The sequence below is a fragment of the Vibrio sp. Vb0304 genome (assembly GCF_033338995.1).
Taxonomy (GTDB): Bacteria; Pseudomonadota; Gammaproteobacteria; order Enterobacterales; family Vibrionaceae; genus Vibrio; species Vibrio alginolyticus.
This window is the reverse complement of record NZ_JAWOTT010000018.1, coordinates 74441-81813: the sequence shown is the minus strand read 5'-3', so window position 1 is coordinate 81813 and position 7373 is coordinate 74441. Positions and strand designations below refer to the sequence as shown.

Annotated in this window: 8 protein-coding genes; 4 read left to right on the top strand and 4 right to left on the bottom strand. The window is 45.6% G+C overall.

From position 1 onward, the window contains the following. From mltA to R7P35_RS18460, 4 genes are all read left to right on the top strand, one after another. The coding region (gene mltA / locus R7P35_RS18475; protein WP_318092464.1) for a murein transglycosylase A at nt 1–837 on the top strand (837 nt) is incomplete at its 5' end. Between the two features lie 99 nt (nt 838–936). Continuing rightward, entirely contained in the window at nt 937–1746 is an 810-nt protein-coding gene (gene tcdA / locus R7P35_RS18470; RefSeq protein WP_213904909.1) for a tRNA cyclic N6-threonylcarbamoyladenosine(37) synthase TcdA, read from the top strand. Nucleotides 1747–1765: 19 nt separating this feature from the next. Next, nucleotides 1766–2194, top strand: coding sequence for a cysteine desulfurase sulfur acceptor subunit CsdE (csdE, locus tag R7P35_RS18465; protein ID WP_025768227.1), 429 nt, complete (start codon nt 1766–1768; stop codon nt 2192–2194). Between the two features lie 309 nt (nt 2195–2503). Then, nucleotides 2504–3424 (top strand): GGDEF domain-containing protein, encoded by a 921-nt coding sequence (locus R7P35_RS18460; protein ID WP_025768228.1) that lies wholly within the window; start codon nt 2504–2506, stop codon nt 3422–3424. A gap of 33 nt (nt 3425–3457) precedes the next feature. Here R7P35_RS18460 and csdA read toward each other — a convergent pair whose 3' ends face one another. From csdA to R7P35_RS18440, 4 genes are all read right to left on the bottom strand, one after another. Continuing rightward, nucleotides 3458–4669 (bottom strand): cysteine desulfurase CsdA, encoded by a 1212-nt coding sequence (csdA, locus tag R7P35_RS18455; protein WP_025768229.1) that lies wholly within the window; start codon nt 4667–4669, stop codon nt 3458–3460. Next, the gene (locus tag R7P35_RS18450) at nt 4669–5268 is read right to left on the bottom strand and encodes a DJ-1 family glyoxalase III (protein WP_006742560.1); all 600 of its coding nucleotides are present in this window, start codon (nt 5266–5268) and stop codon (nt 4669–4671) included. The genes csdA and R7P35_RS18450 overlap by 1 nt, the downstream gene beginning before the upstream one ends. After that, entirely contained in the window at nt 5265–6155 is an 891-nt protein-coding gene (panE, locus tag R7P35_RS18445; protein ID WP_053349833.1) for a 2-dehydropantoate 2-reductase, read from the bottom strand. Before panE ends, R7P35_RS18450 begins: the two co-directional genes overlap by 4 nt. 108 nt (nt 6156–6263) lie before the next feature. After that, complete coding sequence (locus R7P35_RS18440; RefSeq protein ID WP_005385292.1) at nt 6264–7061, bottom strand: outer membrane protein OmpK; 798 nt, start codon at nt 7059–7061, stop codon at nt 6264–6266. Nucleotides 7062–7373 lie beyond the last annotated feature (312 nt).

Genomic DNA, 7373 nt, shown 5'->3' with positions numbered 1-7373 from the left:
GCGTTGAGTGCGTTTGGCATTCAAGCCGCGCAATTGGGTGGTGGTGATAAAAAAGGTAATGTGCTGTTTACCGGATACTTTTCTCCCGTGATGGAACTGCGTCATACACCAAACGACATTTTTAAGTACCCAGTTTATGGCAAGCCAAACTGCTCATCAGATTGTCCGACTCGCGCGGAGATCTACAACGGGGCATTAGATGGCCAAGGTTTAGTGCTAGGTTATGCACCTAACCGTATTGACCCGTTTATGATGGAAGTGCAGGGCAGTGGCTATGTGCATTTTGAAGATGATGATACGTTGGAGTACTTCGCGTACGCAGGGAAAAATAATAAAGCTTACGTTAGTATTGGCCGCATTTTGATTGAACGTGGTGAAGTGCCGCGTGAAAAAATGTCTCTCAAAGCGATTAAAGAATGGGTAATGGACAACGACGACGCAACAGTACGCGAGTTGTTGGAGCAAAACCCTTCTTACGTCTTCTTTGCGCCAAAAGCGGAAGCGCCAGTAACGGGATCGGCTGGTATTCCTTTGTTGCCAATGGCCGCGGTCGCGGGTGACCGTTCTATCTTACCAATGGGGACTCCAATCTTGGCGGAAGTGCCACTGCTGAATGCCGATGGTACGTGGAGTGGTGCGCATCAACTGCGAATGCTGATCGTTTTAGACACTGGTGGTGCGGTAAAACAGAACCATTTGGATCTGTATCATGGCATTGGTGCGAGAGCAGGAACGGAAGCAGGGCACTACAAGCATTTTGGTCGAGTTTGGAAACTTGGGCTGGAAAACTCACCAACTCAAGCGCCTTGGGCTTTGCCGCCAGAAAAGCTACAATAGCCATCCAAGAAAGAGGACCCGCCTCTTATCTAGACATTTCATCAAAGAGTGCGTATAAATCGCACTCTTTGTTTTTCTATCGATCATCTGGACTTCAATATGCGTGAACTCGATACCCCAGCATCTGACAGCTACAATCAACGCTTTGGCGGCACTCGTCGTCTTTATGGCAACAGTGAAGTGGACATTCTTCGCGCTGCACACGTTTGTGTTATTGGTATTGGTGGCGTGGGTTCATGGGCGGTCGAAGCGCTGGCCCGTACTGGGATCGGTGAGTTGACTCTGATTGATATGGATGATGTTTGTGTCACGAATATTAACCGCCAAATTCATGCGATGACGGGCACCGTTGGCCAAAGCAAAATTGAAGTGATGGCCGAGCGTGTCAAATTGATCAACCCTGAGTGTAAAGTCAACCTGATTGATGATTTCATCACGCCAGACAATCAACATGAGTACTTAAGCAAAGAGTTTGATTACGTGCTAGATGCGATTGACAGCGTAAAAGCGAAGGCGTCTTTGTTGGCGCATTGCCGCAGCAACAAGATCAAAGTGATCACTACGGGGGGCGCTGGTGGTCAGGTTGACCCAACGCAGATCATGGTCGCTGATTTAACGAAAACGATCCAAGATCCTCTAGCGAAGAAAATCAAAGACACCTTGCGTCGTCATCATAACTTCCCTAAGAATCCGGCTCGTAAGTTTGGTATTGATTGCGTGTTTTCAACCGAGCAGCTGAAGTACCCTCAAGCAGACGGTTCAGTGTGTGGTGTGAAGTCGACAGCGGAAGGCCCAAAACGTATGGATTGTGCTAGCGGTTTTGGTGCGGCGACTGTTGTAACTGCAACGTTTGGCTTTGTCGCGGTATCGCGAATCGTTGAGAAGTTGATTTCAAAATATAAGAAGTAAACTAGAAGAAGAGCGCATCATGACAGATTTTCCCGTTTCTCCATTTGGTACAGATATCACCAGCGAAGACATTGTAGCGACTATGCAGCAATTTAAAGGCTGGGAAAATCGTTACCGTCAGGTTATTCAGTGGGGTAAAAAGCTGCCAAAAATGCCAGAAGAGCTGAAATCAGAACAAGTTACCGTTTCGGGTTGTGAAAGCTTGGTGTGGTTAGTGAGCCAAGAGCAAGATGGCGTTTGGCATTTTTGTGCGGACTCCGATGCGCGTATCGTCCGTGGATTGATTGCCTTGGTAATGGCAGCTTATGACGGTAAAACGGCCGATCAAATTCAAGCATTTGATATTGATGCTTATTTTGATCAGCTGGGGCTTGTCTCCCATTTAAGCCCGTCACGTGGTAATGGCTTGAAAGCTATTGTAGAGCAGATTAAGCAAGTCGCCGTGTAACGAGTTATTTTTCCAACTCTTAAAAAACGCCGAATAGCCTAGCTGTTTGGCGTTTTTTGTATCTGAGTTGAGATATTTTTTGCATATGGATAAAAAGCATGCAAATGGTCGACTATTTTAGCGTTAATTAACCATTCTATTGATCCTGGTTCATTATATTGCCCACTTGGTTTTTATAAACTCAATTGTATTTAAAATTTGTCTATATTAGATAATAGACATATGCCCCATCCGCTCCTATTCCCCAATGTGGAAACACACTTGGAAGCGATTGGGTTACTTAGATACAAATGCTAGGAACCTCCCTATATGCAATTCACCTTGGAACATGCGCAAGACGTGTTATCCGGAATGCCAGACCCCACTTTTATTCTGAGTGAAGATGGTATCTATATTGATGTTTTTGGAGGAACAGATAAAAAAGCCTATCACGATGGAAGCAATTTGATAGGTAAGACACTTCACGGTGTACTTGAAAAAGATAAAGCCGACTGGTTTATCGAGCAGATCAGTCGATCACTGAAACAAGACAGTATTGTGACGATCGAGTACAAGATGTGCGCCGACAGCATTCAGGGAATAGATGCCAACAGTGGACCAAGAGGCGACCTATACTACGAAGGCAAGATCTGCCCACTCGCTATAAAATACCGGGGTCGTCGCGTTGTCCTTATTCTTACACGCAACATCTCCAATCGCCACCGAGTTGAAACCCTTCTTCGCCATCAAAGCCAAATTGATGCTCTTACCAACATCTACAATCGACGTGTTTTTTTCGAAAAGCTCACAGAAGAAGTTATTAAATCCCAAGCTCCAGATTATCACTCCGCGTTGTTATTGTTTGATTTGGACTTTTTTAAAGTCATCAATGATAAACGTGGTCATGATGCGGGGGATTATGTCTTAGAGACCTTAGCTGATTTGGTTTCTCACTTACTCGTCAAAGACGAAATTTTTGCAAGAGTCGGAGGGGAGGAGTTTGCGATTATTTTGCCAGAAACTTCTCTGTCGGCGGCGAAAGAGGTAGGAGAGGAAGTACGTTCCCACATTCAAAATTGTCAGTTCGAATTTGAAAAGATTGAAATTCCGGTCACGGTGAGTGTAGGCGTGGTGGAAATAGGCAGAAATGAAACCACCAAACGTTTGTATGCGCATGCAGATAAAGCGCTTTATGCTGCGAAAAGAAATGGCAGAAATTGCGTGGCGACTCTGGATAGGCAGATGGAGTAACCTTGTTGGTTACTCCAAATCAAACCGTTGGCGTTATAGCATGTCGACGGCTTTTTCTACGGCGGCGATGAGTCTTTCCACATCGCTCGTCGTGTTATAAATACCAAAAGAGACGCGTACCGTGCCTTTCACATTTAGCGCATCCATCAATGGGTGAGCGCAGTGGTGTCCTGCTCGTACCGCAATGCCTTGTTGATCGAGCAGCGTCGCAATATCTTGGTGATGAACGCCGTCCATTACGAAGGTCAGTACAGAGGCATTCGGTTGATAGCCTAGAATATGGATGTCATCCAAAGCGCTTAGTGCTTGGTAGGCCTTATCCTGAAGCGCATGGAGATGAGTCTCTACTTCGTGATGGTCAAAACCTTGGTACCACTCAATGGCTTTCGCTAGAGCAATCGCGCCCGCAACGTTTGGTGTGCCCGCTTCAAATTTTCCAGGAAGTGCAGAAAACGTCGTTTTTTCGAAAGAAACGCGTTCAACCATTTTACCGCCGCCGTGCCATGGTGGCATGGCTTCCAAAAGTTCAAGCTTGCCGTATAAAACCCCAATGCCTGCTGGTGCATAAAGTTTGTGACCTGAGAAAACGTAGAAATCGATATCTGATGCCGATAAATCAAGTTGCTCATGTACGATGCCTTGCGCGCCATCAACTACAATAACCGCGCCAACGTTGTGCGCCAGTTCAGTGATTTTTTCTATAGGTTGGCGTGTGCCTGTTACGTTGGTTATTTGCGCGCAAGCAACAATTTTACAGCGGTCAGACAGAAGCGCCTCAAATGCACTGATGTCGAACTGGCAATCTGATGTCATCGGAACTTTAATGACTTTAGCACCCGTTTGCTCTGCCACGATTTGCCAGGGCACGATGTTGGCGTGGTGCTCCATCTCGCTAATCAAGATCTCATCACCTGGTTGTAACGTGCTACGGGCGTAGGTTTGAGCAATTAAGTTCAGTGCTTCGGTTGCGCCCCGTGTCCAAATGATCTCTTTAGAGCTGTTTGCACCAATAAAGCTTGCCACTCGTTCTCGTGCCGCTTCAAATTGGCTGGTGGCATTAGCCGTTAAACTATGGCTGCCACGGTGAACATTGGCATTTTGCGCACTGTAGTAATGACTGATGACATTAATCACACATTGCGGTTTTTGCGTTGTCGCTGCGCTATCTAGATACACTAAGGGCGTATCGTTGACGGATTGGTTTAGAGCAGGAAATTGCTCGCGTACAGCATTTACGTCAAACATTATTCTTCACCAAGCTTGTGGTAGTGCAGAGTAGGCAGAGGGATCATTGGTTCAGCAACTGACCATGCGTGTTTTTTACCTGAGAGTTGAATGATTACTTCCATCGCAAACTCTAAAGCTGTACCCGGACCTTGACTGGTGATTAGGTTGTGGTTGATATCAAAGGTCACGCGTTTGCTGCGCCACTTCTCTTCCGGGATATGTGACTGAAAGCTCGGGTGACAGGTCATCAGTGATTGTGGGAAAAGATCATGGTGTTGCAATACCAACGCCGGTGCTGCGCAGATAGCAGCGACCAATTTTCCCTCGTAGATGTGCTGCTTAAGGATTTCTATCATCACCGTGCTATCACGAAAAATTTCTGCACCACCAACACCACCAGAAAGCGCTATGGCGTCAAACTCATCATCAGCGATATCGACTAGCTTACAATCGGCAGTTAGTGTGACTCCGCGAGAAGCTTTCATCGTCAATGAGCCATCAAAAGCAGCACTCGCTACTGTAACGTCATAACCCGCGCGAACCATCATGTCGATAACGGTGACGGCTTCCATTTCTTCGGTGCCCGGAGCGATTGGCACTAAGATTTTCTTACTCATTGTTCTGTCCAGCTTTGTTCTATTTGTTTGATGCGTTGGTAAAGTTTTAAATTCTCAGGCGTATTGATGCGATGTTTCTCGGCAGCCTTTAACAAGTGTCCGGTTATAAAATCAATTTCCGTTCGACGCTGATGGAATACGTCTTGTCTCATTGAAGAATAGTTCTCAGCTGTGGCGTTCACCACTTGCATCACCGTATCGAAAAGAGAGCGAAACTCGATAGCAATACCTTCTTTACTCATTACTTCAACCAGTTCTTGAGTGATGCTTTCGAGTTGTATCTTAAACTCGGGCTGCGCAAGCTCACCATTCTTACACTGGTGAATCGCAGTCAGTGGGTTAATCGCGCAGTTGATCGCTAACTTAGTCCATAACGCAGATTGGATGTGTGGATTCCAAATGGCCTCTGGAAGGGCATGATGCATAACATCTTGCAGAAAAGCGCACTGCATTCCTTTGTCATTATAACCACCCACTTGCGTTGTTCCGTGACCGGTATGCAGTACGTGTTGGTTATCTGGTTTGTATGCGCCGTGCGTCGTTGTGGCGAGCACGATAGGATTGTTTGGCAGAGCCTTCTCCACGCCAGAGGCGGTACCCATACCATTGTGCATCAGCATGATAATCGTGTCTGCGTTGATATGAGGCAGTAAAGGCTGAATGGCGTCTTCCATTTGCCAAGCTTTTACCGTGATCAAAATGAGATCTGCTTTATTTACGGAGGAAATATCTTGATTACTGAATACGATTGCGGGTGTGTCATCCAACTGAAGTGATTGTTGGCTTTCAGAACTTCTTCCCCACAATGAAACATTGTGCCCGGCAAGCTTAAATTTTGTTGCCCAGAGTGAGCCCACCGCACCTGGACCGAGGATAAGGATATTCACCAAACGCTCTCATTAAAAAGGTTTGCTGCAAGGATAATGAGGGAAAAAAGGAAAGCAAATAAAAATGGCGCCGAAAGGCGCCATTTTTGAGCAAACTTAGTGGTTCAATTAGAACTTGTAAGTTACAGCAAGGTAGTGGCCAAAGCCAGTTGACTTGAACCCATCAGTATCTTTGATACCGTACACGTCTTTGTAACCTTTTAGACCGTAACCCACTGCGAAGCGGTCTGAGTGCCAGTAGATACCGTTGAACATTGCACCACCGTTTGACGCGGTTGAACCAAACTTGTTACCAGCATCATCATCCATACCGAATTGGTAATCGATGTAGCCTTGGTAAGAAATGAATGAACCGTTCTCGAAGAAGTAGAATGGTTTGAACCAGTTAGTCGAGATTTGGAAACCGTTCCAATCCTTTTTGTTGCCGTCGTAAGTGCCGTATAGGTTAACACCAACTTTACCAAACCAAGGAACCATTACGTCAGAACCTAGACCGATTTTTTGAGAGTTAACACCAGAGTTACCACCCCACTCGATTAGAGTTGCAACGTATAGCTCTTGAACTGGACCGAAAGATAGGTCTTTACCAGTTACCGCATCTAGAGACATACGTGGAGCGAATTTCATAAAGATCTTCTCTGCGCCAGCTTTGTCGCTACCTGGATCAGAAGTTAGGTTGAATACATCAACGTAGCCGTAAAGGTCGAAGATACCAGAGCGGCCGCCGAATTCCATTTCTAGGTAGTCGTGTGAAGACTCACCTGGAAGCTCGTCAAATGCACCCATTAGGTTAAATTGCATCCACTTGTAATCGTTTTTGTGAATATCGCCGTCAGAGTAATCTGCCGCCATAACTGGAGCTGAAGTAGCCGCTAGAAGGCTAAGAGCTAAAAGTGATTTACGCATAAGGGGACTCTCTATGTTTGTAATGATTCAGAACACGCAATCTGTGCTGCGCTTTCCAATTGGCGGGAATAATAGCGATAAAAATCCCAAATGAAAGTGATAAAGGGTGCAAAATGAAACGTTTTTGGTGAGTTGCATCACGAAATTATCTTTATTTACGGAACTTTTTGTTTGTTGCATTTTATTGCAATAAATGTGTGATTTGGATCGTTTGCGTGAGCGATTTTATGACTTTTTAAGCCAGTCGATTAACCAACATAAATCGTTAGTGATCGGAGTGATAAGGGATTCGTATGTATCCGTGAATCAAAG

Bases quoted from the DNA above. Each gene is read 5' to 3' on its own strand.
- tcdA (WP_213904909.1), top strand. From the start codon at position 937: ATGCGTGAACTCGATACCCCAGCATCTGACAGCTACAATCAACGCTTT.
- csdE (WP_025768227.1), top strand. From the start codon at position 1,766: ATGACAGATTTTCCCGTTTCTCCATTTGGTACAGATATCACCAGCGAA.
- R7P35_RS18460 (WP_025768228.1), top strand. From the start codon at position 2,504: ATGCAATTCACCTTGGAACATGCGCAAGACGTGTTATCCGGAATGCCA.
- csdA (WP_025768229.1), bottom strand. From the start codon at position 4,669: ATGTTTGACGTAAATGCTGTACGCGAGCAATTTCCTGCTCTAAACCAA.
- R7P35_RS18450 (WP_006742560.1), bottom strand. From the start codon at position 5,268: ATGAGTAAGAAAATCTTAGTGCCAATCGCTCCGGGCACCGAAGAAATG.
- R7P35_RS18440 (WP_005385292.1), bottom strand. From the start codon at position 7,061: ATGCGTAAATCACTTTTAGCTCTTAGCCTTCTAGCGGCTACTTCAGCT.